At 53.4% G+C, this 26,275-nt stretch carries 24 protein-coding genes; 8 read left to right on the forward strand and 16 right to left on the reverse strand.

Annotated elements, in window-relative coordinates; translation table 11 throughout:
• Positions 1-2: 2 nt before the first annotated feature.
• The 10 genes from VFA09_18325 to nusA form a co-directional block, all read right to left on the reverse strand.
• Positions 3-1,436 (reverse strand): FtsW/RodA/SpoVE family cell cycle protein, encoded by a 1,434-nt coding sequence (locus tag VFA09_18325; protein HZU69239.1) that lies wholly within the window; start codon positions 1,434-1,436, stop codon positions 3-5.
• A 27-nt stretch (positions 1,437-1,463) separates the two neighbouring features.
• Positions 1,464-1,907, reverse strand: a complete 444-nt coding sequence (locus tag VFA09_18330) for an FHA domain-containing protein (protein ID HZU69240.1) — start codon at positions 1,905-1,907, stop codon at positions 1,464-1,466.
• Positions 1,908-1,922: 15 nt separating this feature from the next.
• Positions 1,923-2,843, reverse strand: coding sequence for an FhaA domain-containing protein (locus VFA09_18335; GenBank protein HZU69241.1), 921 nt, complete (start codon positions 2,841-2,843; stop codon positions 1,923-1,925).
• A gap of 48 nt (positions 2,844-2,891) precedes the next feature.
• Positions 2,892-3,944 (reverse strand): bifunctional riboflavin kinase/FAD synthetase, encoded by a 1,053-nt coding sequence (locus tag VFA09_18340; GenBank protein ID HZU69242.1) that lies wholly within the window; start codon positions 3,942-3,944, stop codon positions 2,892-2,894.
• Between the two features lie 154 nt (positions 3,945-4,098).
• Positions 4,099-5,094: a tRNA pseudouridine(55) synthase TruB gene (truB, locus tag VFA09_18345; GenBank protein ID HZU69243.1), complete on the reverse strand. Its 996-nt coding sequence runs from the start codon at positions 5,092-5,094 to the stop codon at positions 4,099-4,101.
• 11 nt (positions 5,095-5,105) lie between these two features.
• Entirely contained in the window at positions 5,106-6,197 is a 1,092-nt protein-coding gene (locus VFA09_18350) for a bifunctional oligoribonuclease/PAP phosphatase NrnA (GenBank protein ID HZU69244.1), read from the reverse strand.
• Entirely contained in the window at positions 6,190-6,570 is a 381-nt protein-coding gene (gene rbfA, locus VFA09_18355) for a 30S ribosome-binding factor RbfA (GenBank protein HZU69245.1), read from the reverse strand. Before rbfA ends, VFA09_18350 begins: the two co-directional genes overlap by 8 nt.
• Before the next feature lie 88 nt (positions 6,571-6,658).
• Positions 6,659-9,130, reverse strand: a complete 2,472-nt coding sequence (infB, locus tag VFA09_18360; GenBank protein ID HZU69246.1) for a translation initiation factor IF-2 — start codon at positions 9,128-9,130, stop codon at positions 6,659-6,661.
• 441 nt (positions 9,131-9,571) lie between these two features.
• Complete coding sequence (locus VFA09_18365; protein HZU69247.1) at positions 9,572-9,937, reverse strand: YlxR family protein; 366 nt, start codon at positions 9,935-9,937, stop codon at positions 9,572-9,574.
• A gap of 35 nt (positions 9,938-9,972) precedes the next feature.
• Positions 9,973-11,196 carry a transcription termination factor NusA gene (gene nusA / locus VFA09_18370; protein HZU69248.1) on the reverse strand — a complete coding sequence of 408 codons (1,224 nt, stop codon included), beginning with the start codon at positions 11,194-11,196 and terminating at the stop codon, positions 9,973-9,975.
• Between the two features lie 415 nt (positions 11,197-11,611).
• On the opposite strand from nusA, the gene VFA09_18375 reads away from it, so the two are divergent.
• The 6 genes from VFA09_18375 to VFA09_18400 all read left to right on the forward strand — a co-directional run bounded on the left by VFA09_18375 (position 11,612) and on the right by VFA09_18400 (position 17,670).
• The gene (locus VFA09_18375) at positions 11,612-13,153 is read left to right on the forward strand and encodes a DNA methyltransferase (protein ID HZU69249.1); all 1,542 of its coding nucleotides are present in this window, start codon (positions 11,612-11,614) and stop codon (positions 13,151-13,153) included.
• Positions 13,154-13,367: 214 nt separating this feature from the next.
• A complete protein-coding gene (locus tag VFA09_18380) occupies positions 13,368-13,895 on the forward strand; it encodes a hypothetical protein (GenBank protein HZU69250.1) in 528 nt (175 codons plus the stop codon).
• 208 nt (positions 13,896-14,103) lie between these two features.
• Entirely contained in the window at positions 14,104-14,874 is a 771-nt protein-coding gene (locus VFA09_18385) for a Uma2 family endonuclease (GenBank protein HZU69251.1), read from the forward strand.
• Between the two features lie 22 nt (positions 14,875-14,896).
• Positions 14,897-16,039: an acyl-CoA dehydrogenase gene (locus VFA09_18390; protein HZU69252.1), complete on the forward strand. Its 1,143-nt coding sequence runs from the start codon at positions 14,897-14,899 to the stop codon at positions 16,037-16,039.
• Between the two features lie 8 nt (positions 16,040-16,047).
• The gene (locus tag VFA09_18395) at positions 16,048-16,995 is read left to right on the forward strand and encodes a ribose-phosphate pyrophosphokinase (protein HZU69253.1); all 948 of its coding nucleotides are present in this window, start codon (positions 16,048-16,050) and stop codon (positions 16,993-16,995) included.
• 183 nt (positions 16,996-17,178) lie between these two features.
• The gene (locus tag VFA09_18400; protein HZU69254.1) at positions 17,179-17,670 is read left to right on the forward strand and encodes a dirigent protein; all 492 of its coding nucleotides are present in this window, start codon (positions 17,179-17,181) and stop codon (positions 17,668-17,670) included.
• 78 nt (positions 17,671-17,748) lie between these two features.
• Here VFA09_18400 and VFA09_18405 read toward each other — a convergent pair whose 3' ends face one another.
• The 6 genes from VFA09_18405 to VFA09_18430 form a co-directional block, all read right to left on the reverse strand.
• Positions 17,749-18,093 carry a Uma2 family endonuclease gene (locus tag VFA09_18405; GenBank protein ID HZU69255.1) on the reverse strand — a complete coding sequence of 115 codons (345 nt, stop codon included), beginning with the start codon at positions 18,091-18,093 and terminating at the stop codon, positions 17,749-17,751.
• Positions 18,094-18,110: 17 nt separating this feature from the next.
• Positions 18,111-18,353, reverse strand: a complete 243-nt coding sequence (locus tag VFA09_18410) for a hypothetical protein (GenBank protein ID HZU69256.1) — start codon at positions 18,351-18,353, stop codon at positions 18,111-18,113.
• Positions 18,354-18,482: 129 nt separating this feature from the next.
• Positions 18,483-20,618 (reverse strand): (Fe-S)-binding protein, encoded by a 2,136-nt coding sequence (locus tag VFA09_18415; protein ID HZU69257.1) that lies wholly within the window; start codon positions 20,616-20,618, stop codon positions 18,483-18,485.
• 118 nt (positions 20,619-20,736) lie between these two features.
• The gene (locus VFA09_18420) at positions 20,737-20,985 is read right to left on the reverse strand and encodes a hypothetical protein (protein ID HZU69258.1); all 249 of its coding nucleotides are present in this window, start codon (positions 20,983-20,985) and stop codon (positions 20,737-20,739) included.
• 227 nt (positions 20,986-21,212) lie between these two features.
• Entirely contained in the window at positions 21,213-22,181 is a 969-nt protein-coding gene (locus tag VFA09_18425) for an electron transfer flavoprotein subunit alpha/FixB family protein (GenBank protein ID HZU69259.1), read from the reverse strand.
• A 76-nt stretch (positions 22,182-22,257) separates the two neighbouring features.
• Positions 22,258-23,043: an electron transfer flavoprotein subunit beta/FixA family protein gene (locus tag VFA09_18430; GenBank protein HZU69260.1), complete on the reverse strand. Its 786-nt coding sequence runs from the start codon at positions 23,041-23,043 to the stop codon at positions 22,258-22,260.
• A gap of 368 nt (positions 23,044-23,411) precedes the next feature.
• On the opposite strand from VFA09_18430, the gene VFA09_18435 reads away from it, so the two are divergent.
• Both VFA09_18435 and VFA09_18440 read left to right on the forward strand, forming a co-directional pair.
• Complete coding sequence (locus VFA09_18435) at positions 23,412-24,368, forward strand: aldo/keto reductase (protein HZU69261.1); 957 nt, start codon at positions 23,412-23,414, stop codon at positions 24,366-24,368.
• A gap of 321 nt (positions 24,369-24,689) precedes the next feature.
• Positions 24,690-26,090, forward strand: a complete 1,401-nt coding sequence (locus tag VFA09_18440) for an ABC transporter substrate-binding protein (GenBank protein ID HZU69262.1) — start codon at positions 24,690-24,692, stop codon at positions 26,088-26,090.
• The last annotated feature ends 185 nt before the right edge of the window (positions 26,091-26,275 follow it).

Consider the following 26,275-nt stretch of genomic DNA (forward strand, 5'->3'; position numbering starts at 1 on the left):
TATCACACAAGTCCTTCCTGCTCTTTTGCCGTCGTGTCCGAGATACGTAGTAAAATGCCGATAATGATGTAGTTCGCGATAATTGAGCTTCCACCATAGCTCACAAACGGCAGCGGCAGGCCCGTCAGCGGCAGCAATTTCATATTGCCCGCGATGATCACCACCGTCTGTACCGCGAAGATTGATGTCAATCCTGCCGCTAATAGCTGCGAGAATGAATCGTTCGCCTCCATTGCGATGCGGAATCCCCGGTACAAAATCAGCAGGTAGATACCGATAATGGCAAATAGCCCGGCCAGCCCATATTCCTCGCCGAGTGCTGTGAAGATCATATCCGATTGCACCACAGGCACCAGCACGGGGTGCCCCAGCCCGAAACCAGCTCCCAGAATGCCTCCACTCGACAGCGCAATAATCCCCTGCACAATTTGCGCCGCACCCCCGCGCGCGAATTCCTGCGTCGCCTGCGACCAGTTTTGCCAGTTCACAGGATCAATCGCCACCGCCGCGAAGCGCAGCCGCACATAGCTGAACAGCGCGTAGCCGATCAGACCCAATACCAGGAAGATTCCCAGACTTACCACCACCCACGATACTTTGTTCGTACCCAGGTAGATCATACACAGGAAAATACCATAAATCAGCAGCGCCAGGCCCAACTCGCGAACACCTAAAAACAGCAGCAGCGCGATACCCAGCATCAGTGCCAGCGGCCCAAGCTGGCGCAATGGCGGCAAGTGCAATGGGCCGATTTTCAGATTTCCTCTCGCCAGCACGTCCTGGTTCTCACTCAGATACGCGGCGAAGAATATCACGATGAAGATTTTCAGCAACTCAGACGGTTGCAGATTGAACGGCCCGAAGTTCAACTGGTCATGTGTCGGGCTATCCAGGTTCTTCACCCGTAGCGCGTTCACCAGCGTGGCCGCCACCAGCGCAATGCCAAACGCCGCCCAGGTATACTTAAAGCGTTCGAGCCAGTGCATATTGCGCACAATTGCCAGCGTCCCTACACATATCACCAGCCCCAGCAGTACCCACAACAGCTGTCTCGTGCCTAACGTTGGATCCCCAATTGTCGGCGAATCCCCTAATCGTGTCACCATCAGCACTCCCAATCCGCTCAGCAGCCCCACCAGCGGCAGCAGCATCTGATCGGCGCGCGGAAAAGTGAAACTCAAAATAATATTCACCAGCAGCAGTAGTGCAATCAGACCCAGTATCGGGAGCAATTGGGAAATCGTCGGCAGAATATCTCTGGTGAAAGGAATTGGCTGCGGGCTTGTGCTGATCTTCTGTTCATAGAACTGCGCCAGTGGCAGTTGGATGATTTCCAGCAGCAAAATCATAAAAGGAATAATGAATAACCCCAGCTCTTTCCACCGGTAGCGTCTCACCCTCTGCCCTATACCCGAAGATTGACCAATACTCGCCATATGCATATCCCTCAGGCCAACACACATTTATGGTGCCAGTTTGAAACGAATAAAACCGATTTGCACGACATCACCGGGCTTGGCCGGCAGAGCCTCTCGCGCCGGCGCATCATTCAGGTAGGTTCCGTTGGTGCTGCCGGCATCCTCAATATACCAGACGTTATTATATTGCCACATGCGCGCATGTTCGCTCGATATGAAATTGTACGGTAGCACAACCGTATTCGTCGGCCCTCGCCCAATCGTCGTTTGAGGGCGAAGTGGGAACGTCGTACCCGGTGAGAGATTGCTCGGCCCGCTATCGATCACAATCAGGTGACCCGCCACAGGCGCCGGTTTGCCGATCATCTCGCCCTTTTTCTCCGTCTTGCGCAAATCACGGGTAATAACAATTACCACCTGCATCAAAAAGAGGTAGAGTAACACAATAAACAATAAACGCAAGATCAGTAAAAAGACATCCAGTGTCATCTGCTTTTCTCTATCTTACCTTCTCTCGAAAATAAATTCGTAACTACCGATTTTGAAGTGGTCGCCATTGTGTAAGGTATGCTGGCGCAGGTGCGGGGTGCCATTGATCGTAATGCCATTGGTACTACCAAGATCAAAGATGACGAATTGCCCATTGGGCGAATATTTGATTTGTGCATGGTAGCGCGAAACCCGTTTATCTTCTACGATGATATCGTTAGTGAGTTGGCGCCCAATATTAATGACCGGCTTTTCTATCACATAGACCCTCGGAGCAGCTGCGGCATGTTGGACGGGATCTACTAAACGGATGTTTAGCCAGGCCTGAGGGAGAGCAGCAGCCGGGCGTGCCGGAAACGCTGGAGCCGGCGGATTGCCTTGCGGGTTCGGCATCCCGCCCTGCATGCCTGAGACCCCGGCCGTCCCAGCGACTCCCATGGGGAAGCCTGGCGCGTTGATGGATGAATTGGATAATCCCGGTACCGGCTGTCCCTGTGCCAGTTGGCTGCGCAGTTGTGCCAGTTGTTCCGCGCTCAGAGCCTGCGTAGCCATAGCGCCTGCCTCGCCGCTTGCGACTTCGACCTGCACGTTTCCATCGCGGACTTTGCTCTCGCCATGCAGTCGTAGAACAGGCACTTCCCGCAGGATGTAATGATGATTGCGCGCGTGTTGCACCAGCTCTTCCTGCCAGTCTTGCTTCAAAAAATTTTCATTAGGAAGAAATCGCTGGTGATCCTTCACACTGAACGTTATATCGAAGATATGTGGGGCCAGCCGCTTGCCCTCGCCGAGCAGCTGCACATTGTCGTCCATGGCCTGTTTCAGCTTCTGAAGCACCTCAGCCGGCTCTAATGTCGATGGCAGAAATGAAAACGGCCATTGCAAAATGTGCCCGATCCAATCTTCAAATTTTAAGAGCCTGTTCCGGCCTGCCATCGTCCTGCTCAGCCTCCCTTACGTGGATACTCTTTCAACTGTGCAAGCTCATTCCGCCTCAGTTTGTAAAATCTGACGCGCGTGCTGCACATCAACAGCCATTTGCGCTTTCAATGCCTCGATACTGGCGAAACGCTCTTCGTCTCGCAAACGCGCAATGAAATCTAAAGCAATGCTCTGACCGTAAAGATCAAGGTCAGCATCTAATAAATACGCTTCGACCAGGCGCGTCTTTCCATCGAACATTGGCCGCACCCCGACACTGGCCGCACTCTTGTATTCCTCACGGTACAACATGCGTAAAAATGCTGTACGCTGGGTCGTAATCCTACTCCTTGCTTCACTATCATTATAGACGGGAATAACCTCTGTTTTGTCACTTTGCCCCACAGCCGCGGGATTATTGCCTGGACGCTTGCCCACGCCGGCCCACACGGCGTAAATGCCGTTCGCCGGTAGGAGCTTATGGGGATCGGTTGCCAGGTTCGCGGTAGGATATCCCAGCTGCCTGCCGCGCTGATCCCCTTTCACGACTGTACCGCTTACTATAAATGGATGGCCCAGTAGCTCGTTTGCCTCCTCTAATTTTCCCTCGATGAGAAGCGAACGAATGCGCGTGCTGCTGATACGCGCGCGCTCGGCATGCTCCAGGACTACCGGCTCTACCAAAATATCATGTTCTTTCCCATAGGCTTGCAAGAACGCAATATCGCCCATCCTGTTATGCCCAAGGCTAAAATCCTCCCCTACAACCATGGCTCTCACTGAGAAATGCTCGCGCAGCTTATCCAAAAACTCGGCTGCGCTCAGCGCCGCAACTTCCGGCGTAAAGTGAATAACGATGCTATCGCCAATACCTCCATAATACTTCGCCAGGGCCAGTTTCTCTTCTAAAGTTGTTAAATATGCTACTTGTTTTTCTGGCCGTACCACCAGCAGGGTATGCGGTGTGAAAGTAACAAGGACGGGCTTACACTGCAATGTGCGCGCCATCGCCTGTAATTCGCGCATCAGGCGCTGGTGCCCGCGATGGACGCCATCAAAATTGCCGATGGTAATAGCAATCGGTTCTTTATCTGTCAGCGTTGTTGCGAATTCCATGATCTCCATATTCCCGCCAGGCTGGTTGGCCCTACCTTACCATAGATTAACATACAAGACATTTTATGGCAACGTTCCGTGACCTGGTGATTACTCATCATGTCATTCTGAGCGCAGCGAAGAAGCTCCCATCACATGATGAGTAATCACCAGGTTATGACCCCGTGAACACTTTGCGGGGTTTCCAGATTGCTTGTGCCGCATCCCATTCCGCGACGGCCACAAAACGCTCATCCTCACTATACACACGCGCGATACCGGTCGTTTGCGGTATGTCTTCATCTCGCGAGTACCTGAAAGCATTGCCATGCAGCACCCGCTCGACCGTGGCAGCGTCAAGGATCAGGGCCGGATAGCCCTCGAGCGCCTTATCAACCGGGTACAGATAACGTAGGGGCGACCCTTGTGGTCGCCCGCCCGGCCCACCATGCTCCGCATCAATCCGCGCTCCTTGATCGCCCATCTCTGCCTCTACAACGCTCCGGAGTTCTTCCAGCGTCACGCTTTCTGCTAGCAGAAATGGCCCGCTGCGCGTGCGCACCAGTGCGGCAAGATAGGCCCCGCATCCCAGGTATTCACCAAGATCATAAGCCAGCGAGCGAATATAAGTCCCCTTGCTGCATTCAACGGCCAGCGTCACAGATGGAAGATTGCATTCGACCACCTCGAGTGTATGGATAACAATCGGGCGCGGCGCCAGTTCGACCTCCTCGCCTGCCCGGGCGCGCTTGTATGCCGGTTGCCCCTGCAGTTTAATGGCCGAATAACGCGGTGGTATTTGCAACTGCGGCCCCATAAAATGTTCCAGCGCCTCTTCAACCCTTGCCCTGGAAAGATCTGCCGTACTTGCCGTGCGCAGAATCACGCCTTCGGCATCATACGTGTCCGTTACGCTGCCAAAAACAATTGTTGCCAGGTACGCCTTGCCGCTTTCGCTAAGATATTCCGCTACCCGCGTCGCCTGCCCCACGCAAATCGGCAGAACCCCGCTCGCCAGAGGATCAAGCGTCCCGGCATGTCCCACGCGCTTCTCCTTCAGAAGGCGACGTATACTCGCCACGACATCGTGCGAAGTCATGCCCGTGGCTTTGTTTATATTGAGAATACCATCCATGTCATTCTGAGCGAAGCGAAGAATCGCCTGCCTCATCTCCCACCATGTCATTCTGAGCGAAGCGAAGAATCGCCTGCCTCATCTCCCACCATGTCATTCTGAGCGAAGCGAAGAATCTCGCCACTCATCTCTCGCATTAATTCGTCAATCACCAGCTTCGTCGTTTCCTCAATGGGCATCGAAAACGTAGCCCCTGCCGCGCGCGGATGTCCACCGCCCCTGCCATTGCTCACACGTTTGCAGATCTCGGCAGCATTGTAGGGTGCGGCGCAGCGCAGGCTGAGCCGGGTAACCCCTGGCTCTCCGAAACTCTTGAAAAAGGCCGCGACCTCTACCCCCTCGATATCGCGCAGCAAGCCAGAGATGTTATCGTCCATCTCCGGTGTAGCGCCTGCCACTTCTAGCGTCTCGCGTGTGGCCTGCGACCAGATCAGTCTTCCATTGCAGGCCGTTTGCGCATTGGTAATCACCATGGCTTGCAGGCGCACCTGCGGCAGCGGACGAGTTTTGTAGATTGGCTGCACCACCGTTTCTGGTATCGCCCCTGCCCGTAGCAGCAGCGCCGCTACTTCCAGGCAGCGTGGAGTAGTGTTTGTGAATTGAAATGAACTGGTGTCAGTAATGATGCCCGTGAGCAGGCACAGGGCCGCGTCGCGATTCAATGGCAAACCGGCCTGCTGCTGGAAAAGCACGACCAGTTCAGCAGTAGCTGCCGCCTTTGGATCGATAATATTCACCTGCCCGCAGCCATCGCTGCTGACGTGGTGATCGATATTGAGGATGGGCACTTCGCCCAGGTAGGCGCGATGCCGCTCATATAATGAGCCGAAACGCACCAGCTCACCGGCATCCAGCGCAATCACCAGGTCAAACTCCTCCGCGCCAAGGTCTTGTTGCAGCAAATCGAGGCCCGGCAAAAACGAGAGATTCTTCGGGGCAGGGTCCGCGCAAGCCGCAACAGCCATTTTGCCCGCTTGTCGCAAGATATGTGCCATGCCAAGCGCGGAGCCAATACAATCGCCATCAGGACTCTCATGCGCGATGCACACGATGCGCTCTGCCGGCTGAATGATCGCCATCGCCTCCTGAACGAGCGCGGGATCGAGTTGATTATGCAGTTCACACGGGATATCACTCATCGTTGCTTCCATCACTCACCGGATGATGCTCCATCTCGCTCTCACGGATAAGCTCAAGTATACGAGTCCCTTCCTGGATTGAGATATCAAGCTTGAACACCAGTTCCGGCATATAGCGCAGCGTGAGGCGGCTCGCAAGCTCGTGACGCAGGAAGCCGGTCGCGTGTTTCAACGCCCGGATCGTATCCTCCTGTTCATTCTCGGAGCCAAGCACGCTTACGAACACCTTGGCATGTCGTAAGTCGCCGCTCACCTCAACCCGCGTGATGCTCGCAAATCCCACACGCGGGTCCTTCACACGCGTGCGCAGCAGGTCGCTCAGTTCCAGCGCGATGAGTTCACCCAGTTTTTCCTGTCGATGTGGATTTGGCATACGTATCGTTCTTTCAAGTAATTCAATTTGGGCGTTATCCGGCGCGCCGGCGCGCCGGATAACGCCCAAATTAAAACGTTGTTATTACTTATGCTCCCGGCTTCACACGCTCTTTCGCATAGGTCTCGATAATATCGCCGATCTCGAATTCGTTGAAGTCTTCGAGGACGATACCGCACTCGTAACCGCCGGAAACCTCGCGCACATCGTCTTTACCACGACGTAGCGAAGCGATTTTGCCGTCGTACACCTTCTCATTCTTACGCGTGATGCGTGCCTGCGAGGAACGAGTAATCTTGCCATCCAGAACGCGACAGCCCGCGATCACCAGATTCTTACCGGCTTTGAACATTTGCTGGACCTCGGCATGGCCTTCGATGACCTCCTGATAGGTCGGCTCGAGCATGCCTTTCAGCGCGGCCTGGATATCGTCTGTTAGCTTATAAATGATATTGTAATAGCGAATATCAACGCCTTCTTTCTGCGCCAGCCGTTGAGCCGCCCCATCAGCCTTGACGTTAAAGCCAATAATGATGGCTCCAGAAGCCGATGCCAGGTGTACATCGGTTTCGTTGATATTGCCAATTCCTTCGTGGATCAGGCGTACCTTGAGATTCTCGTCGCCGATTTTTGTCAGCGCGTTCTTGATGGCCTCCGCGGAACCCTGCACATCGCACTTTAGCACGATATTGAGTTCCTTCACCTGACCCTCCTGCATCTGCATATAGAGAGTATCGAGGCTGACCTGCCCAAGCGGACCCGTTTCGCTGCGGCGCTGCTCCGCAACCTGGGCCGCCATCTGTTTGGCCGTCCGCTCATCCACCACGACCTCGAGACGGTCTCCTGCCTGTGGCACTTCTGGTAAGCCCAGGATGCTAACCGGAGTGCTGGGCGGCGCCTTTTGAATGCGCTTACCCCGGTCGTTGAACATGGCACGCACTTTGCCGGCCATCGCTCCTACCACGATATTGTCGCCCATCTTCAGCGTCCCCTGCTGGATCAGCACGGTCGCGGTCGGGCCTGTATTCTTCTCGAGTTTTGCCTCAATGATTACTCCGGTTGCCGGACGATTCGGGTTAGCCCGGATATCCTGTATCTCGGCCAGCAGCAAGATCATTTCCAGCAGATCATCGATACCGGTCCCTTTACGCGCCGAGACCGGCACGCAGATCACATCACCCCCGTACTCTTCAATCACGATACCGATTTCGGCCAGCTGTTGTTTGACGCGATCAGGATTGGCATCGATTTTATCGATCTTGTTAAGCGCGATGATAATCGGCACTTTCGCGGCTTGCGCGTGGTCGATGGCTTCGCGTGTCTGGGGCATCACGCCGTCGTCAGCTGCCACCACAATGACCGCGATATGCGTCACCTGCGCTCCACGCGCACGCATAGCAGTGAATGCTTCATGACCGGGTGTATCGAGGAAGGTAATTTTCTTGCCGTTGACCTCCACCTGGTACGCGCCGATATGTTGCGTAATGCCGCCTGCCTCACCTGCTGCTACCTTTGTTTTGCGGATGGTATCAAGCAACGAGGTCTTGCCGTGGTCAACGTGCCCCATGATGGTCACAACCGGTGGAATCACCACCATATTGTCTTGATCGCGCGTCGCCATCATAGCCTCGTTTGCCGAAAGACCCTTGCGCGCCCGCTGTACCGCTGGCGATGCCGCAAGCGCGCTTTGTGTCGGCTCAAATCCCAGGTCTTGCGCAACCAGCGCGGCCTTATCATAATCAACCACCTGGTTAATGCTGGCGAAAATGCTATGTTTGATCAGGCCGCGAATGACCTCATTAGGCGTCGCGTGTAGCAGTTCGGCCAGGTCTTTAACGACAATCTGCGGTGGAATCGTGATTGGGCCTGTTGGCTTCTCTTTCACCGCGGCGGCGCGCCGTTCTTGTAGACGCTGCCCGTTTGTGCCATTGCGACCGGCCGGGTGAGCAGTTCCTGGACGTGCCTGGCCGCCTGGCCGGTTGCTGCCTGGATGTGCCGTGGTCGTCGCATGCTGTCCATGTTGAGCAGGACGTTGCTGTGTGATACTGCCAGAACGCGCCGGCGCTGTCGCGGATTGCATCGATGAACTACCGGGATGGACGGTTCGCTGCGCTTGAACGGCCCCACCCTGGCGCTGGACAGGAGCTTGTCGTGGGATTTGTGTTGATGTCGCACGAGCACCGGCTTGTAGGGGCGTACCCCTGTGGTCGCCCTCCACCCTTTTTTCTTTGAGGCCGCCCTCTGATCTTTTGAGGCTGGTCTCCGGTCTTTGCTCCTTGAGGTCGCCCGCTGCTTTAGGCGTTTCGGGCTGTATGGGCGCACTCTTGCGGTCGCCCGCTGCAGGCTTGTGGTCACCCGTTGCCTGTATACGGGCCGGTGGTGTCGTACTGGTAGAGGAGCCACGGCGCGCAGAGGACGGGCTAACCGGTGCTTTCTTGACTTCCTGTTCCTGGCTAACGGGCGAGGCCTGCTCGGATTTTGAGCGAGTACCTGTACGACTGCGTGCCGGGGTTGCTTTCGCCTGCTCGTTTGCATCTGGGGATTCAGATGTGTTTCTCATGAAGATGACCCCCTTCTATATAAGGTTACGCCACCAGGGGTAGCGAGAATCTCTCTTCACAGCCACACAAAAAGACTGTCGCCTTCATAGAGAAGGTGACAGTCCCTCGTTGGTGCAGTGCCAGGCATATATTCGTCTGCGCTCTCAGGCCTAAGGCCTGTGGCCTATGGTTTAACAGGTCATAGCTGTCGCTCCGCAAACTTTGCCAAAACTGCCCTCCAACCGGGGGGCTGTGCCTCTAACAAGAGTAGAGATATAATGACTCATAGATTTAGATGTGTTTCAAACTTCATCCGGCCAACCGACCAGATGATAAAGCCTTACTTCGATTCATCCCTCATCCATCTATCAATGGATGCAAATGATAACCGGAAAAACTAATGTGCATTTCAGTATAGCGTACTACACGTCTAATTGCAAGAACAAATCAAAACCTACCCGTTATTCCGCTTTAGCACTCTTGTTTTTAGCGTTTGCAGGTACTTTTGCTTCCGGCTGCGCGGGCTCATCTTTAGGCAGCGTCGCGATGAACGCTTCCAGACCCGCGCGGTCTTCATCAGAGATCGTGACTTCAAATTCCTGCTCGATGCGCTTTTTCTTGATGGCATTTTCCCAGCAAGAAAGCCGGGCGCACAGGTAGGCCCCGCGCCCAGATTTCTTGCCGGTTGCATCCACAAACACATGCCCATCGGGCGTGCGCACGACACGCAGCAGCTCACGCTTCGGCTTCGTTACCCGGCAAGAGATGCAGCTGCGCAAGGGAACATGTTTTGGCCGCTTCACCTGCTTATTCGCTGTCTTCGCCATACCTCCCTCCCTCCCGTATGTTCCACCCTTACCACTTACTCATCATCATCGAGTGGCGCCGTATAGCGTCCGCCCCCGCGCTGGTGCGAACGCCTTGAGCCGCTTTCACGGTCGCCCCGCTCATAACGGTTTTGCGAGCGATCGCGATCTCCGCGTTCGCGCCGGCCGCTGTGCGTGGATATAGGCTCGCGCCTCTCCTCAAGTTGCTCTTCGAATACCTCACCCTCAGCGGGTTTTGTAACATCCACGCGCCACCCGGTCAATTTTGCCGCTAACCGCGCATTTTGACCATCTTTACCAATGGCTAGCGAAAGTTGCCTTTCGGGTACCGTGACCACCGCCGTGTGATCCGACTCGCGCAATTCCACTCTCAAAGGTTTCACAGGACTGAGTGCGTTGGCCACGAATGTCGCGGGATCAGAACTCCACTGGATAATATCGATCTTCTCATCGTTGAGTTCATGTACGATATTATTGATGCGCGAGCCGCGCACGCCAACGCATGAACCAATAGGGTCTAACCCCTCCTGGCGAGAAACCACCGCAACCTTTGAGCGGCTGCCCGGCTCGCGCGCGATGGCCTTGATCTCGACGGTTCCCTCGTAAATTTCCGGCACTTCCGACTCGAAGAGACGGCGTACGAGGTCGCGATGCGTGCGGGAGACCATGATTTGCAGCATACGCCCCTGGACGCGGCGCACATCATAGACGTAGACACGCAGGCGCTGCCCAACGCGGTAGCGTTCGGTTGGAACTTCCTCGCCTGGGGGCATCACGCCCTCTACGCGCTCAGCCTTATCGAAATCCAGCAGCCAGCCGCGGGTCGGGTCCTTGCGTGTGAGGGTGCCGAGACGAATTTCGCCAATCCAGTCCTTGAGCTGATCGTAGAGGTGCTCATGCTCGGCCTCGCGAATGCGTTGTAAGATCACCTGTTTGGCCGTCTGGGCAGGAATACGCGCGAAGATGAATGATGAATCGACATCAATAGTCTGCCCAAGCGCGGCACGCGGCACCAGCCGTTGTGCCTCAGCCAGCGAGATTTCCTCGTTGGGATCGCTCACCTGTGCCACAACGCGCTTCGCTGCCCAGACTCGCACCTCGCCATTTTTATCTACCTCGATGCGAATATTTTCACCGCCGCCGAAGCTCTTGCGATAGGCCGATAGCAGGGCAGTGGCAACAGTTTCCATCACTACCTCGCGGGGCAGTCCCTTTTCGGCAATTAATTGTGCGATAGCCGCCTGAAATTCGCTCCTCATATGCCATATCCCTCCCGCTGGTCGCCTGGTAGACACCTGAATGTCGGTTTTTCGAGTGCAAGTTCCGATGCATTCTCTTCGCCTCTCTTCAAAGAGGACGATGCCTGCACCAGTTCAACGGATAAAACGTCTCAAGCAAACAGAAAAGTGGGCTAGGGCACCCACTTTTTCCAAAAGGTTTTCCTCGATTCTGTGCGTATTATAGCATATTCTGAGTGGTAAAGCAACCTTAACATAAGGCCAGGCAGGGCCATGAAAAGTCCTGTGAATGAGCGTGCATTTGCCCTTTTCTCGCGTAAGATTTTGACCTGGAATGACCAAACTTTTAAATGGCCCTGGGATTGGCTATTTCCGTTTGATTAGTTTGCCTTATTCTGGTAGAATTTGACAATCAACGGAAGGAGTGGTGTTAAGGATGCTTCAGCAGGAGTTAGGAATAGTAGCTAAAAATACAAACAAGTTGCTCCAGGGAGATCAAGCAATTCATAGTTGGTACAGATTTGTCCTTTCGTATCCTCCTCATCTTGTTCGTGATTATCTTCACCGATTTGGAGTGGATGCTTCACATATAGTCCTTGATCCGTTTTGTGGTACAGGGACTACGCTTGTTGAATGCAAAAAACTTGGAATAAAAAGTATAGGTATTGAAGCTCATCCTATGACTTGTTTTGCCTCGCGGGTGAAAACTGATTGGTCGCCCGCACCTGATGCTCTCTTAGCTCATGCTCGAAAGATTGCCAAAGCTGTTTCAACTGAATTAGAGCGAAGCGGATTAGAGAACTATGGCTTATTTCAAGATCATTCTGCTGATTCGGAAATATCTCTAAAAACTCTTCCCCCTGATCAGGCTGGGCTAATTTTGAAAGACTCGATTAGTCCGCTTCCCCTACATAAAGTACTGATTCTCCTCGATTTTATCGAACAATTTCGAGATGCTTCTTTTTACGATCATGAACGCCTCGCTTTAGCGCAAGCGCTCGTCACTTCTATAGGGAATTTACGATTTGGCCCTGAAGTAGGTCTAGGAGTAATTAAAAAAGATGCCAACGTGGTAAACGAATGGCTAAAAGTGGTTCAAGTGATGACTGCTCATCTACAACAGATGCAGGGCAAGGATTTTGCTGAAAGCATTGTCTACAATGCAGATGCCAGACAGGTTAGTGAGTTAATTGCTCCCAATTCTATAGATGTAGTGTTCACATCCCCTCCTTACCCCAATGAAAAAGACTATACACGAACAACCCGTTTAGAATCAGTACTGCTTGGCTTTTTACTCTCTAAGGGCGATTTGCGTAGAGTCAAACAAAATCTATTACGCTCAAACACTCGAAATGTTTTTGTTCATGATACGGATGATCGGTGGGCTCAAGAATTTCCAGAGATTATGAGTCTTGCCGACCAAATAGAGAGGCGACGGATTGAACTTCAGAAGACATCTGGATTTGAAAGGCTTTATTCGCGGGTAACAAAGTTATTCTTTGGAGGTATGGCTCGCCATTTGTCAGGTTTGCGATCTCTTTTGCGACCGGGTGCTATGTTAGGCTATGTGGTAGGCGATCAGGCTTCTTATTTTCAGATAATGATTCGTACAGGGCAGCTTCTTGCACGGATAGCAGAGTCGTTGGGTTACGAAGTCGTTAGTATCGATCCATTTCGTACAAGGGTGGCGACGGCTACCCAGTCTTTTCTTTCTGAAGAAGTCGTAGTCCTTCGTTGGCCTGGTTCAGAAGTTTCTCTGCATTATAAGGGAGTAGAGATGAGTGAATATCCTCAATATGATTCAAATTTGTTTGGAGAGAAGTTAGCGGAATCAAGGGAAAAATATATGGAAGATGTAGAAGAAATGGAAGATACAGGAGAGGAAGATGAGATTCCCTCCACTTCCAGGAAAAAGCAAGATACGAGGTACGGACAAATTGTAGAGTATATATTTTTTTCAGCATTATCAAGAAGGTGACGAAAAGGTTGATTTTGGAAGAGAGGAAATTCATACAGCCGCCGATGCGCTGGGAGTTAAAAGAATTAAGAATTTAGGAGACCTCAATTATTCCTTCCGCTACCGGAATGTTCTTCCCCTTTCAGTTCGTAATAAAGCTCCTGAAGGGAAAGCATGGGTTATTCGCTCAACTGGTAGATCACAATATAGCTTTGTAGCGCTCGATGAGGAATTAGTGGATATTCAACCTAAAAAGTCGCTGACTGAGACTAAGATAGCCGATGCGACTCCCGGGATCGTTTTGAAGTATACAAAACGAGATGAGCAGGCACTGCTAGCAAAGTTACGCTATAATCGTTTAATAGATATATTTACCGGAGTAACTTGTTATTCCTTTCAAAACCATTTACGAACAACGGTACCAGGAATTGGACAGGTTGAGACAGATGAAATTTATATAGGCGTCGATAAAAAAGGAGCACACTATGTCTTTCCGGTACAAGCAAAAGGTGGGAATGATAAGTTGGGAATAGTACAAATTGAGCAGGATTATGCCCTCTGTACTCATAGGTTTCCCCGGTATGTCAGGTGCCCCCCAATTGCTGCACAGTTTATAGCGGGTGATTTGATAGCCTTGTTTGAGTTTGAAAATACTGATCAGGGGATCAGGATAGCAAATGAGAGGCACTACCGGCTTGTTCCTCATCAGGATTTGAAGCCGTCGGATTTGGAGACTTACTCAACTCGTCCCTCGACGGATTAGTAGATATTACAAGGTTTCTAGGTAGGTTACGGGTGAGTAATCAAACGTGGACGCCTATAAAAGTAGGCCGCTTGCCCACGACCGTTTCATTCGTTCCTCGGAGCAATCTCCCTACACTTCCCTCGTCCCTTATGTCATAATACATACAGACGGATAATAGCATCATCAGGCGTCCCGCAACTTGAATTTGTAGGAAAGGCAGGTTTGTATGGGGCAATATGCACGAGATGAAGCCGCGCTGGACTATCACGAAGTGGACTACTACTACGACTCTCATGCGACGACGGAAGATTTGATGGGGGAAACATCATATCATTCCGAACTCGCGGCTTATCTCAAGCACGTTTTGCGCTGGATGTATCGAGGGCAGGTATACGCAATCTATGATAATCTCAACCATTATCAAACCCTTGACACAATGGAGTATCCCATTGCGCCTGATGTTGCGGTTATCAAGGGAGAGGTACAGCGTACGCGCAGGAGCTGGACGGTAGGTAAGACAGGCTCCGCTCCTCACGTGGTCTTTGAGATCGCCTCAAACGAGACCTGGCGTAATGATCTGCTGAAAAAGCCTCAAAAATATTACAGTATGGGCGTAGAAGAGTATTATCTCTATGATCCAGAGACGCCTCAGCATCTTAAATACAAAGGCCGCCGCCTGGTCGGTTGGAAACGCAACCGCGACAAGAAGATGATGGAGGAAATGCAGCCGGACGAGCAAGGCCGCCTCTGGAGCGAGCAACTACAAAGTTTCCTGATACCCGATGACGAGTATCTGCGCCTCTATGACGCTGATGGGCAGCGTCGCCTGACCGAGGCTGAAGCTCGCGAACAACACGAACGGGAACTTGAGCAAAAAACATGGTCGCTCGAACATAGAACTCGCTTGCTTGAGCAAAAAGCGCGCCAATCCGAGGAGAAAGCGCGTCTACTGGCAGAGAAATTGCGCTCGCTTGGCATCGATCCAGAAGAGATTTAGTACATACAAAAGGAGTCTATCAATGGCTGTCGCACATATCGCCGAAGACGAACAGGCAATTATCGAAGCAATACACGAGATCGCTGTGGAGCGTGTGGCTCCCCGCGCCGCCGAAATCGACCATACAGGAGAGTATCCCTGGGATATGAAAGAACTACTGGCCCAGCAGGATATCCTGGCCATGCCGTTCCCGGTCGAATATGGCGGCATCGGAGCCAGCGAACTGGCGGTTTTGATGGCAATTGAGGAACTCTCCCGCCATTGTGCCACGACCGGCCTGATTCTGGCCGTGCAGCAGCTTGGCGCGCTGCCGATCATGTTGGCGGGCAATGAGGCACAGAAGCGCAAGTATTTGCCACCCCTGGCCAGCGGTGAGTGGCTTGCCGCCTTTGGACTGACCGAATCAGGCTCCGGTTCCGATGCCGGCGCTATGCAAACCATGGCCGTGCGCAAAGGCGATAAGTACATCCTCAATGGTTCCAAACGCTTTATTACCAATGGTGGTCTTGCCCAGGTGAACTCCGTCTTCGCCATTACTGACCGCGAGAAAGATACGCGCGGCATCAGCGCCTTCATTGTGGAGAAAGACTTCCCAGGCTTTTCCGTTGGTCGCATCGAGGATAAGATGGGCATTAAGGGATCGCAGACGGCAGAGTTGATCTTCACGGATTGCGAAGTACCCGCCGAAAATCTGCTGGGGCAGGAAGGCGATGGTTTCAAAATCGCCATGATGACGCTTGACCGCACGCGTCCCGGCATCGGTGCGCAGGCGCTCGGCATCGCCCAGGGAGCATTAGACCTGGCCGTTTCCTACTCCAAACAGCGCATCCAGTTTGGCAAACCCATCGCAGAAAACCAGGGCATTCAGTTCATGCTGGCGGATATGGCCACCAAGGTCGAAGCCGCGCGTTTGCTGGTCTACAATGCCGCGGAAATGATCGACCGCGGCGAAAAACACTTCAGTAAGTACTCGTCGATGGCCAAGATGTACGCCTCGGATATCGCCATGGAAGTGACCAACGATGCAATTCAAATCCTTGGCGGCTACGGGTATATGAAGGAATACCCGGCAGAGCGGATGATGCGCGATGCCAAAATCACCCAGATTTATGAAGGGACGAACCAGATTCAACGCCTGGTGATCGCGCGTGATTTGTTAAGGTAGGAAGAACTGTGCGTGAAATAACGATATTCAGTGGGTCTGCTCATATTGAACTCGCAAAAGAGATTTGTAAAAACCTGGATGTGCCGCTTTCTCCAAGCACCATCCGGCATTTCGGCAACGATTGCCTGTATGTACAACTGAATGCCAATTGTCGCGAGGCCGATGTCTTTCTCATTCAGCCGCTCGTTCCACCTGTACAGGAAAACCTGGTCGAACTGCTGTTCATGCTGGATGCGGCCAGGGGTGCTTCTGCCGCGCGCACAACGGCGGTCATTCCTTATTATGCCTATGCCCGCTCAGATAAAAAGGATGCCCCGCGCATCTCTATCGCGGGCCGCCTGGTCGCCGACCTGCTGGTAACAGCTGGGGCCAATCGTGTTTTGACCATGACGCTGCACTCGCCCCAGGTGCATGGCTTCTTCAGCGTCCCCACGGACAGCCTGAACGCGCTCAACGTGCTGGCAGGATACTTCCGTGGCCGCGACCTGGCGAACACCGTCGTCGTCTCCCCTGACCTGGGACGCGCCAAGACCGCTTCGCATTTCGCGCGCATGCTCAGACTTCCAGTCGCGGCGGGTAGCAAGGAACGTCTCAGCGATGACAAGGTTGTGGTAGAGGCCATTGTCGGCGATGTCGAGGGCAAAAATGTGATCATCATCGACGACGAGATCGCCAACGGTACCACAATCATCGAGATTTTGAGGCGCCTGCGCGAGTTCCATATCGGTCGTGTCACCGTTGTTTGCACGCATGGCCTCTTTACCGGCAATGCTATTCAAAAACTGCGCGAACAGCCGGATATCGTAGAAATCGTCACTACCAATACCGTGCCGATACCGCCCGAAAAGCGCCTGCCCAATATGACCATCCTCTCCATTGCGCCTCTGATGGCCGAAACGATACGGCGCATTCACATTGGTGAATCCGTGAGTACATTGTTCGTGAATGCGGTGTGAGCAACTATCGTGCAGAGGAATGAACATACTATTCCACAACGCTTCTGCTTCCTCTGCATATTTCTTTTATATGCATGCAGGCTGTACAATATAGTCGAATCTCCTATTGACAGACCGGCACTCCATTCATACACTTCAAATCAGGCGAGCGTTGTTTATTTCCTTTCAGCCAAAGGAGAACCAATGATGAAGAAACTCCTCGTTCTCACAGCATCAATCTCACTCGTAGTAGGTGTCATTATAGGTATGTTCTTGAGCTTGCGTACCGGCTCAACGGTCAGCGCTAATAGCGGGCAAACGATCCATGTTGTCGAGCATGCCATCACCGATACTGTGCAACACTTTCATCCACCCCATGATTCGCTCGGCGACGTGTTAGCTTTCCACAATCCTGTCTTCGATGCTCAGGACAAGAAACAGGTCGGCGAGGATAATGGTCAGTGCATTCGTACCGTAGTCAAGGGTAAGAAGGAATGGGAGTGTTTCTGGACAGTCTTCCTCGCGCAGGGCCAGATCACGGTCGAGGGGCCATACTATGACGATGGTACCGATTCGACACTGGCAATCACAGGTGGCACAGGTGCCTTTATGGAAGCGAAAGGGCAGATGTTACTGCACGCCACGGGCAATCCTCCCGGCTCCGAATACGACTTTATCTACATGCTGGCAGACTAGAGGATTCCTAAATAGAGGGTAAAGCAGCATCTGAGGATGAAAGGGCAACAAACTTACCAGATCGCCCTTTCATTGCATTTACTTTTTGGGGAAAAACTGCTCAACGTGTACTGTCAGTCCCGCTACAATCTGTGAGGGTAGCGTTGCCTGTCCGCGAAAGACGCCGAGCGAATGGTATTCGCCACCCTCTAAGATCAATACTTCAACCGAGCGGGTTCCGGGATCGACGATCCAATATTCGATCACGCCTGCTTGCGTATAGGCATAATATTTTTTGTTGCGGTCTTGAATTGCTGTAATGGGTGATGAAACTTCGACGACAAGGTCAGGCGCACCGGCAATGTATGAATCCTGGACCTTCGCCAGCCCAGCATTCAATATGACGAAAACATCGGGTTGAACGACTGTGTTGGGCGATAACATGACATCGGTAGGCGCCTCTAGCACCAATCCAGGCCGGTATCTTCAATACAGGTACATAGGTAACGATAGATGCGCCCTGCAATTCTCTGGTGCGGTATGCTTGGCGAAGGCGTCATATACAGGACTCCATTCACAATTTCGTATCGCTTCCCATCGTCAGGCAAGGCAGCATAGTGATTATAGGTCCACTGTCCTTGTCTGGAGCCTGGGACCCAGTCAGCAGGAGTGACTACCGCCAGTCTATCGCTTGTTGTTGTCATACCAATCCTGCCTTTCAGCTAATGGGATGCGTATCGCCAGTAGGAGCAAAAGGCTCAGCTACATGGCTATGCTACCTTTGTAGCATATTTTCGTTTGTCTGCCAACCCCCTTGAGCATAGGATTACGTACTATCCAGCCTCTATTGCCCTTGCGACGATCTCGGAGATATCCTCGACCTGCAGCTTCTCTTCGGCCTCTACGCCTTTCACGCCATCGTCGAACATCGTAATGCAGAACGGACAGGCCGCGGCCAGCACTTCCGCACCCGTACTTAGCGCCTCGTTCACGCGCGTTTGATTGATGCGCTTGCCGATGCGCTCCTCCATCCAGGCGCGCCCGCCTCCTCCACCGCAGCAGAAGCTCTTGTTACGATTGCGTGCCATCTCGCTGATACCGTTTGAGTTGAGAACGGTCAGCACGCGGCGCGGCTCCTCGTAGATATCGTTGTAGCGCCCGATGTAACAGGGATCATGGTAGGTCAGTTTGCGTTGATCGAAGCCTTCGGGCAACTTGATTTTTCCGCCGGTCAGCAATTGGTCGATAAAGACCGTATGATGCACAACCTCATAATCGCCGCCCAGCTGGGGGTACTCGTTCTTTATAGTATTGAAGCAGTGCGGGCAGGCCGTAATAATCGTGCGATGCTTGAGCGTTGGGCCTGCTGTGTCGCTGCCGGGCGCGTGTCCATTCTGCCCATTGCCGGAATTCCCTGAGAGATTGAATCCATAGCCGTTTAGCGTCTCAATGTTTTGCTGCGCCATCATCTGCCACAAATACTCGTTACCAATACGCCTGGCGGGATCGCCCGTACACGATTCTTCGGGGCCGAGAATGGCAAAGTTCACTTTCGCGGCTTGCAGTATTTTGACGACGGCCGTAGCCACGCGCTGGTTGCGCCTGTCGAACGAGCCCATGCAGCCAACCCAGTACAACACGTCAGCTTCGGGATTCTCCGCCATCAGCGGCACGCCCAATCCTTCGGCCCAGTCCGCCCGTTTATCGTTGCTGATTTCCCATGGGTTCGCGTTGCGCTCGATATTGTTGAAGAGCGGCGTTACCTCGGTCGGAAATTCGCTCTCCTCCATCACCAGGTGACGGCGCATATCGACGATCTTCGGCACGTGTTCAATCGAGACCGGGCAGATCTCCATGCAGGCGCGGCAGGTAGTGCAGGCCCACAGAGCGTCATTGGTAATAATGCCGCCAACCATCGGCTCGTGATGAGCGGCTTTCTCTTTCGCCGTCTCATCAAGCGGCACTCCGGCTACCCCCAATTTTGACCACAGCGTATTTTCACCAAGAATCTCCGCGCTCCGCACAAACAGCGCCTCTTTGACGCCCAGGACGATTTCCTTCGGGAAAAGCGGCTTATCTGTATTTGTGGCGGGACAGACGGTATTACAGCGCCCGCATTCGGTGCAGGCATAGCCGTCAAGCAGCTGCTTCCACGTGAATTGCTCTGCTTTTGAGACGCCGTAGTCCTCGCGCTCCTCTAAATTCTCCATCAAGGGCAGCGCGCCCTTCGGTTTGTAGTTGCGGAAGAAGACGTTGAAAGGCGTTGCCATCAGGTGCAGGTGCTTGGAACGCGGCAGATAGGTCAGGAAATAGAGAACGGTCAGAATATGCGCCCACCAGAAGAAACGATACAGGATAGTAGTATCACGCGTGCCCAGTCCGCTGAACCACGGTCCGATCCACGAACCGATCAGCGTCCATGCGGCCCCATTGCTCGCGGCATACTCGAATCCCTCCAGCAGGGACAGGGTCACAATGACGAGCAGGATCAATCCCAGGATGATAAAACCGTCCCATGGCCCATGCAGAAAGCTTCTCAGTTGCCTCGGACGCACCACGGCACGCCGGAAAGCGAACACGATCAAAGCAACCGCTACCAGAATCACGAAAATATCCAGCACGATACTGAATGCGCGATTACCACCGAGTACAGGTAGCGAGGCGTTGAACGCTCCAAGCATCAAGTTAAGCAGCCCGAACTGGATGATGACGAAGCCCCAGAAAGTAAAGAAGTGTGCGAGGCCGGGGATGGGGTCGCGCAGCACGCCTTGCTGCCCAAGCACCGTCAGGAAGAATTCGCCGATGCGATCATCGATATGATCGGTGCGATCCTCAGGCCGCGCCTTTGCCAGCAAAGCGACTAATCTGCCCGCTCGAATACCAAATATGATAAGTGCCCCGATGAATACGAGTACAAATATCGCGGCACCGACCCAGCCCCCGGTTGGCGATATGACAGGGGGAGTCATAACATGAACCTCCATTTCTGATTACCACTGTTCATGGTCAAGCCCTGCAACCCACATAAGGTGAACTGCTTGATCCTGCTTGAAGGAAAGTACCAACACACTCGTGTCTAACAAGTAGCTAGTACTCATCTGGCTCAATCCTTTCGCAGTCTTCTATCGCACGCTCCATTTCTTCTGCATCTTCCGGCGGTAATGTAAAACGCAACAAAACTTTACCTGGTGTCCCTGCTGGTAGCTCTGACTTAGGCAAAGACTTCAGAAACGGGTCGGTCTCTTTAAGCATGTGGGCATATGCCAATAATCGACGTTGATCGTCGAGCGAGAGGCTGTCAACAATTTCGTGAAGCTCTTCACTTACTGTTGCCATTCTTTATCCTCCTGTTTCTTTTTCCTGGTAAACGTCATGCGCCTCCGTCGCACCCCCACCGATGAAAATCGAAGGGGAATTTTCAGAAGAATCTCTTGCCCTATTATAGCATGGGATGCGTTTCCGGGCAGCAAACCAGGTTCTCCTACCTGTGAGGCGATTGGGGAAGTCCATCATCTAGCCCTTACGCTCCAGGCGCAATCGCCCCACCAGAAGGAGTTCACCAATTATTGTGCCTTGCGTTTCTTCACTTCCTGTGTCAGCTGAGGCAAAATGGTCAATACATCGCCGATGACGCCAAAATCGGCGACGGAGAAGATGGGCGCGTGTTCGTCCCTGTTGATGGCCACAATATATTTAGAGCCTTTCATGCCCGCCAGGTGTTGAATAGCACCACTGATGCCGCAGGCGATGTAGAGCGTCGGCTTGACCGTCTTCCCTGTCTGACCAACCTGGTAGCTGTATGGAACCCAACCGGCATCGACAATGGCGCGAGTCGCTCCGGCAGCGCCACCTAACGCAGTTGCCAGTTCCTCAACCAGGCGGAAGTTCTCCGGCTTGCCAAGTCCGCGCCCGCCACTAACAATCACCGTCGCATCCTCAAGCGCCGGGCCTTCGCTCTGCACCTCGATACGCTCCAGAATCTTGATCTGCTGCGATTCAGCATTGAGCGCGATATTCAACATTTCGACCTCAGCGGTCTTGCCCTCGTGTCGTTCCACCGAAAACGCCTTCGGGCGTGCCAGCACGATGCCCGTTCCCGATTTGGGGAAAGTAGCAGTTACCACGTTCTCACCGCCCCACGGCACCGTTACCAGCAGGGTATCTCCATCAAATTGCAGATCCGTGGCATCGGTAATCAGGCCCATGTTGTTGCGTACATCCAGCCGGGCAGCTATATCGCGTAAATCATAGGTCGTGGCCAGCAGCAAAAGCGCCGGTTGATGTTGCTGCAATAACTGGCTGATCGTATCAACGGCCGGCAACGTCAGATAATCATCATAGGCGGCATCGGCGTGCGCATAAACCTTCTCGGCTCCATATTCTCCCAGCGTTGGAGCAACTTCAGCAGCGGCCGATCCAAGCACGATAGCCTCGGCGCGCCCCAGTTGCGCGGCCTTACTCAGCACTTCCAGCGAAGAGCGAGCAGGCTTGCCATCCTCCAATTCAACCAGCACCCAGATAGTATTTGGCATACGAGTTCATCTCCCTCTAACTAATGCATTTGCGCTTGACGTTTTCGGATTTAGCAGTATTTAGGGATTGAAACAACTAAAGCAACTGGTGACGCTGCAAAAAGTCCGCAATCGCCTGCGCGCCGTTTCCCTCATCCTTTATTACCTGGCCGGCAGCACGAGCCTCGACTTTTCCTATAGTCACAACACGCTCGCGCGCGCCGGCCTCGCCAACGTCAGAAGCATCAATGCCCAGGTCGGCAAGGCTCAACTGGCTGAATGGCTTCTTCTTTGCTCCCATAATCCCTTTCATCGTGGGATAAATAGCCTCGAATGAGCCGCTGGCGATGGTGACGACGGCAGGAAGTGGGCATTCAACGGTCTGGTAACCGGTCAGGGTAACACGTTTGATAACCGCTTTCTGGCCCTGGATGTTGATCTCGCGCGCAAAAGTAAGCTGGGGGATGCCCAGAAATTCCGCGATGCCACCGGGAACCATACCAGTATAGCCATCGGTACTCTCGGTCGAGCAGAAGATCAGGTCCGCGCCCTCTTTCTTCAGTACTGCTGCCAGCACGCGCGCTGTACTGAGCGCATCAGAACCGGCCAGCGCGGGATCTGTTACCAGGATTGCCCTATCCACGCCCATGGCCAGCGAGCGGCGCATGGCTTCCTGCGCGCTGGCAGGCCCCATGGAAACGGCCGTCAATTCGCTGTTGCCAATCGTATCTCTCAATTTAATGGCCGCGGAGATGGTGCTTTCATCGCCCGGGTCAAGTACAAGCGAGACACCGCTGCGCACGAGCCGTTTGGTGTTCGGATCGAGCTTGCTAACGACGGTGTTAGGGTCAGGAATCTGTTTGATACAGACATACATCTTCATCGTAGTATTGCCTCAACTTTTTTATGTACCCCGTGGGGACAGCCCTTTGTACCTGTCCTCAACAATGGTTTCAGGACAGGCACAAGGCGCTGTCCCTACAAAAGCGTAGGAAAATAGGCGCGCCCAGAGGGGCCACCACATGCCGGATAAATCTTGGACTCTACGGTCGCCCGCTATAGGGGCCGTTGCAGTCGCCTGCTCCGGCTATCCTATTGTACCTGTAAGCAAAAGAGGGTGTCAACGTTGCTGGCTAACAGGGACAGGGTCTATGTGATGTTTGGTATTGTGATGGGAATGTATCCCAGACTATGCTGCTATCGTGTAAAAGAAATGAGCAACGCTCTATTTAAGGGAAAGGAATAATCAAAATGAAGCCACGACGACTTGGAAATACGGATATGGATATTACGCCCATTGGCTTTGGGGCCTGGGCAGTTGGTGGAGGCGGCTATCGATTCGGTTGGGGACCACAGGATGACGAACAATCCATGGCCGCCATCCATCGCGCGCTTGACCTCGGCATCAATTGGATCGATACGGCGGCCGTCTATGGACTCGGCCATTCGGAAGAGATCGTTGGCCGCGTCTTGAAGGACCGCGCGGAGCGACCCTACGTGTTTACAAAGTGCGCGCGCGTCTGGAATGACCGCGGCGAGATCAGCGGCAACTTGAAAGCGGCATCGATCAGGCGTGAGTGCGAGGCGAGCCTGCGCCGTCTGCAAGTAGAGGCTATTGATCTCTACCAGATGCACTGGCCGGACCCTGAGCAAGATATCGAAGAGGGATGGGAGACGATGGCCCAGCTTAAACGGGAAGGCAAGGTGCGCTTTATCGGCGTCTCGAACTTCACCGTCGAGCAGATGCAACGCATTATGCGGATCGCTCCTATCAGTTCGCTGCAGCCGCCGTATTCCTTAATCAAGCGAGATGTCGAGCAAGAAATTCTGCCATTTTGCCAGGAAAATGACATAGGCGTCATTGTCTATTCTCCCATGATGTCCGGCCTGCTCACCGGTACAATGACTCGCGAGCGCATCAAGAAGCTACCCGAAGATGACTGGCGTAGGCGCGATCCCGAATTTCAGGAGCCTCGCCTGTCACGCAACCTGGCGCTGGTGGAAAAGCTAGGTGAGATCGCCTACCTGCATGGACGCACTGTCGGTGAGGTTGCTATTGCCTGGACGCTGGCAAACCCCGCCGTAACCGCAGCCATCGTAGGAGCGCGTAACCCCGACCAGGTCGACGGTATCATCGGAGCCGCCGAGTTCCGTCTCACTCACTTAGAACTGAGCGAGATCGAGAAATTCCTGCAAGAAAATCCCTGATGCCAGGGCGACTGTAGGGACAGTCCCTGGTGCCTGTCCTGCTCAGGTTTGCCGTCACCCTGGCTTCTGCCGGTTCCTGCCTCAACATCGACCGCGTATTGTTGAGTTTGACATAACTCCTAAAGTTTGTTACCTTTATTCTTAACGTTGACTTAACACTTGCTTTAGCACCCGTGGCTCTATAAAGCGCGAAGGCGAGTGAGAAAGTGACGTATTTGTACGTAGGAATTGTAATGCTGTTGATTAGCAGAATATTTTTTGAGGCTGCCCAGCTGAGCAACCTCTGTTAGTCGTTGCTCGACTAACCGCAAGGAGGGTCTTATGCCAGTCTATGATCGTCGTAACCGTCGGGACCTGGATCAACTCGTCGAAGAGTATGTCTCCACAAACAAAATTAACAGGCGCCAGTTTTTGAAGCGAGCCACCGCGGCCGGTCTGAGCCTCAGCGCAGCTTCTTCGCTCCTGGCTGCCTGTGGTGGTGGTAGTTCGGGTGGGGTTAATAGCAGCGGTACCCCAACGAAAGTCTCATCCATTGACGCGCTGACCGAATGGAGCGGTGAAGAGCTTGATTCCTTCAACGCCATCAACGCGGCATTCACCCAGAAGACCGGCATTAAAGTCAACGTCGAATCAACACGTGACCTGCTCACCGTTCTGACAACGCGTGTGCGCGGCAATAATCCGCCCGATATTGCTGGTATGCCCTCATTGACCCTATTCCAACAGTTGGGCTCTCAAGGGAAACTGCTAAACCTGGATTCCATTGTAGGAAACGAATACTCGCAGAACTATGCTCCGACCTGGCGCCAGCTAGCTTCCGTCAACGGCCACATCTATGCTGTCTTGCCGAAAGCCAACACCAAGGGCACCATATGGTATAGTCCCAAGGTCTTCCAGGCCAATGGCTATAGCATTCCCACAGACTGGAATGGCTTGATCAGCCTATCAAACCAGATCGCCAGCAGTGGTAAATACCCCTGGTCGATGGGTGTGGAGAGTTCTGGCTCCAGCGGGTGGCCCGGTGCCGACTGGATTGACCAGATCTATATCAACCTTAATGGCCCTGATCTGTATGACCAGTGGGTTGCTCACAAGATCCCCTGGACGCACAACAGCATCAAAAGTGCGTTCCAGATGTTTGGCCAGATTGTCAACGGCAAACACTACATCAATGGCGCGCCGCAATCTATCCTGGCCACCAACTTCCAGGATGCGTCTTACCTGCCATTTGATAATCCGCCTAAGGCCTACATGTACTACCTGGGTGACTTCACGGAAGGATTCATCACGGCACAGTTCCCCGGTATCAAGGCCGGTACGGATTACAACTTCTTCCCGTTCCCGACCATCAACCCCCAGTACAAAGGCGCGGACACCGGTGGCGCAGACATCATGGCAGCCTTTAAAGACAACGATGGCACGCGCCAGTTCATGGCGTTCATGGCCTCGGCTGACGCGCAGAGCATCTGGGTGAAGCGCGGCGGCGCCACCTCTGTGAACAAAGCCGTACCTCTGAGTGACTATCCCACCGATGTCGCGCGTAATTCCGCCATGCAGTTGACTCAGGCTACCTCGTTTAGAGTTGGCGCCGATGACTTGATGCCTGCCGCCGTAGAAAATGCCTACTGGGCAGCCGTACTGAATTATATCCAGCATCCAGATCAGCTGGATAGCATTCTCAGTTCCATGGAAAACACAGCGTCACAGAACTATAGCTCGTAGGGACCTTAGTGTGCAGAACGGAACCCTGTAGGGACAGTGGCTTGTTCCTGTCCTGGCTGGGGATACACATAACCCTGTAGGGTAGGGACAGCGGCTTGTCCCTGTCCTCCTTGGGGTTCTGATGCCTGTTCTGCGCCCCAACCAGGACAGGGACAAGCCGCTGTCCCTACAGCTCCTACCTGTGT

This window comes from Ktedonobacteraceae bacterium (assembly GCA_035653615.1).
GTDB lineage: Bacteria > Chloroflexota > Ktedonobacteria > Ktedonobacterales > Ktedonobacteraceae > DASRBN01.

Bases quoted from the DNA above. Each gene is read 5' to 3' on its own strand.
- VFA09_18335 (HZU69241.1), bottom strand. From the start codon at position 2,843: ATGGCAGGCCGGAACAGGCTCTTAAAATTTGAAGATTGGATCGGGCAC.
- nusA (HZU69248.1), bottom strand. From the start codon at position 11,196: ATGAGGAGCGAATTTCAGGCGGCTATCGCACAATTAATTGCCGAAAAG.
- VFA09_18430 (HZU69260.1), bottom strand. From the start codon at position 23,043: ATGAAGATGTATGTCTGTATCAAACAGATTCCTGACCCTAACACCGTC.
- VFA09_18440 (HZU69262.1), top strand. From the start codon at position 24,690: ATGCCAGTCTATGATCGTCGTAACCGTCGGGACCTGGATCAACTCGTC.
- VFA09_18385 (HZU69251.1), top strand. From the start codon at position 14,104: ATGGGGCAATATGCACGAGATGAAGCCGCGCTGGACTATCACGAAGTG.
- VFA09_18400 (HZU69254.1), top strand. From the start codon at position 17,179: ATGATGAAGAAACTCCTCGTTCTCACAGCATCAATCTCACTCGTAGTA.
- VFA09_18325 (HZU69239.1), bottom strand. From the start codon at position 1,436: ATGGCGAGTATTGGTCAATCTTCGGGTATAGGGCAGAGGGTGAGACGC.
- VFA09_18375 (HZU69249.1), top strand. From the start codon at position 11,612: ATGCTTCAGCAGGAGTTAGGAATAGTAGCTAAAAATACAAACAAGTTG.
- VFA09_18410 (HZU69256.1), bottom strand. From the start codon at position 18,353: ATGACAACAACAAGCGATAGACTGGCGGTAGTCACTCCTGCTGACTGG.
- VFA09_18435 (HZU69261.1), top strand. From the start codon at position 23,412: ATGAAGCCACGACGACTTGGAAATACGGATATGGATATTACGCCCATT.
- rbfA (HZU69245.1), bottom strand. From the start codon at position 6,570: ATGCCAAATCCACATCGACAGGAAAAACTGGGTGAACTCATCGCGCTG.
- infB (HZU69246.1), bottom strand. From the start codon at position 9,130: ATGAGAAACACATCTGAATCCCCAGATGCAAACGAGCAGGCGAAAGCA.
- VFA09_18420 (HZU69258.1), bottom strand. From the start codon at position 20,985: ATGGCAACAGTAAGTGAAGAGCTTCACGAAATTGTTGACAGCCTCTCG.
- VFA09_18350 (HZU69244.1), bottom strand. From the start codon at position 6,197: ATGAGTGATATCCCGTGTGAACTGCATAATCAACTCGATCCCGCGCTC.
- VFA09_18330 (HZU69240.1), bottom strand. From the start codon at position 1,907: ATGACACTGGATGTCTTTTTACTGATCTTGCGTTTATTGTTTATTGTG.
- VFA09_18365 (HZU69247.1), bottom strand. From the start codon at position 9,937: ATGGCGAAGACAGCGAATAAGCAGGTGAAGCGGCCAAAACATGTTCCC.
- VFA09_18390 (HZU69252.1), top strand. From the start codon at position 14,897: ATGGCTGTCGCACATATCGCCGAAGACGAACAGGCAATTATCGAAGCA.
- VFA09_18415 (HZU69257.1), bottom strand. From the start codon at position 20,618: ATGACTCCCCCTGTCATATCGCCAACCGGGGGCTGGGTCGGTGCCGCG.
- VFA09_18340 (HZU69242.1), bottom strand. From the start codon at position 3,944: ATGGAATTCGCAACAACGCTGACAGATAAAGAACCGATTGCTATTACC.
- VFA09_18425 (HZU69259.1), bottom strand. From the start codon at position 22,181: ATGCCAAATACTATCTGGGTGCTGGTTGAATTGGAGGATGGCAAGCCT.
- truB (HZU69243.1), bottom strand. From the start codon at position 5,094: ATGAGGCAGGCGATTCTTCGCTTCGCTCAGAATGACATGGATGGTATT.
- VFA09_18405 (HZU69255.1), bottom strand. From the start codon at position 18,093: ATGTTATCGCCCAACACAGTCGTTCAACCCGATGTTTTCGTCATATTG.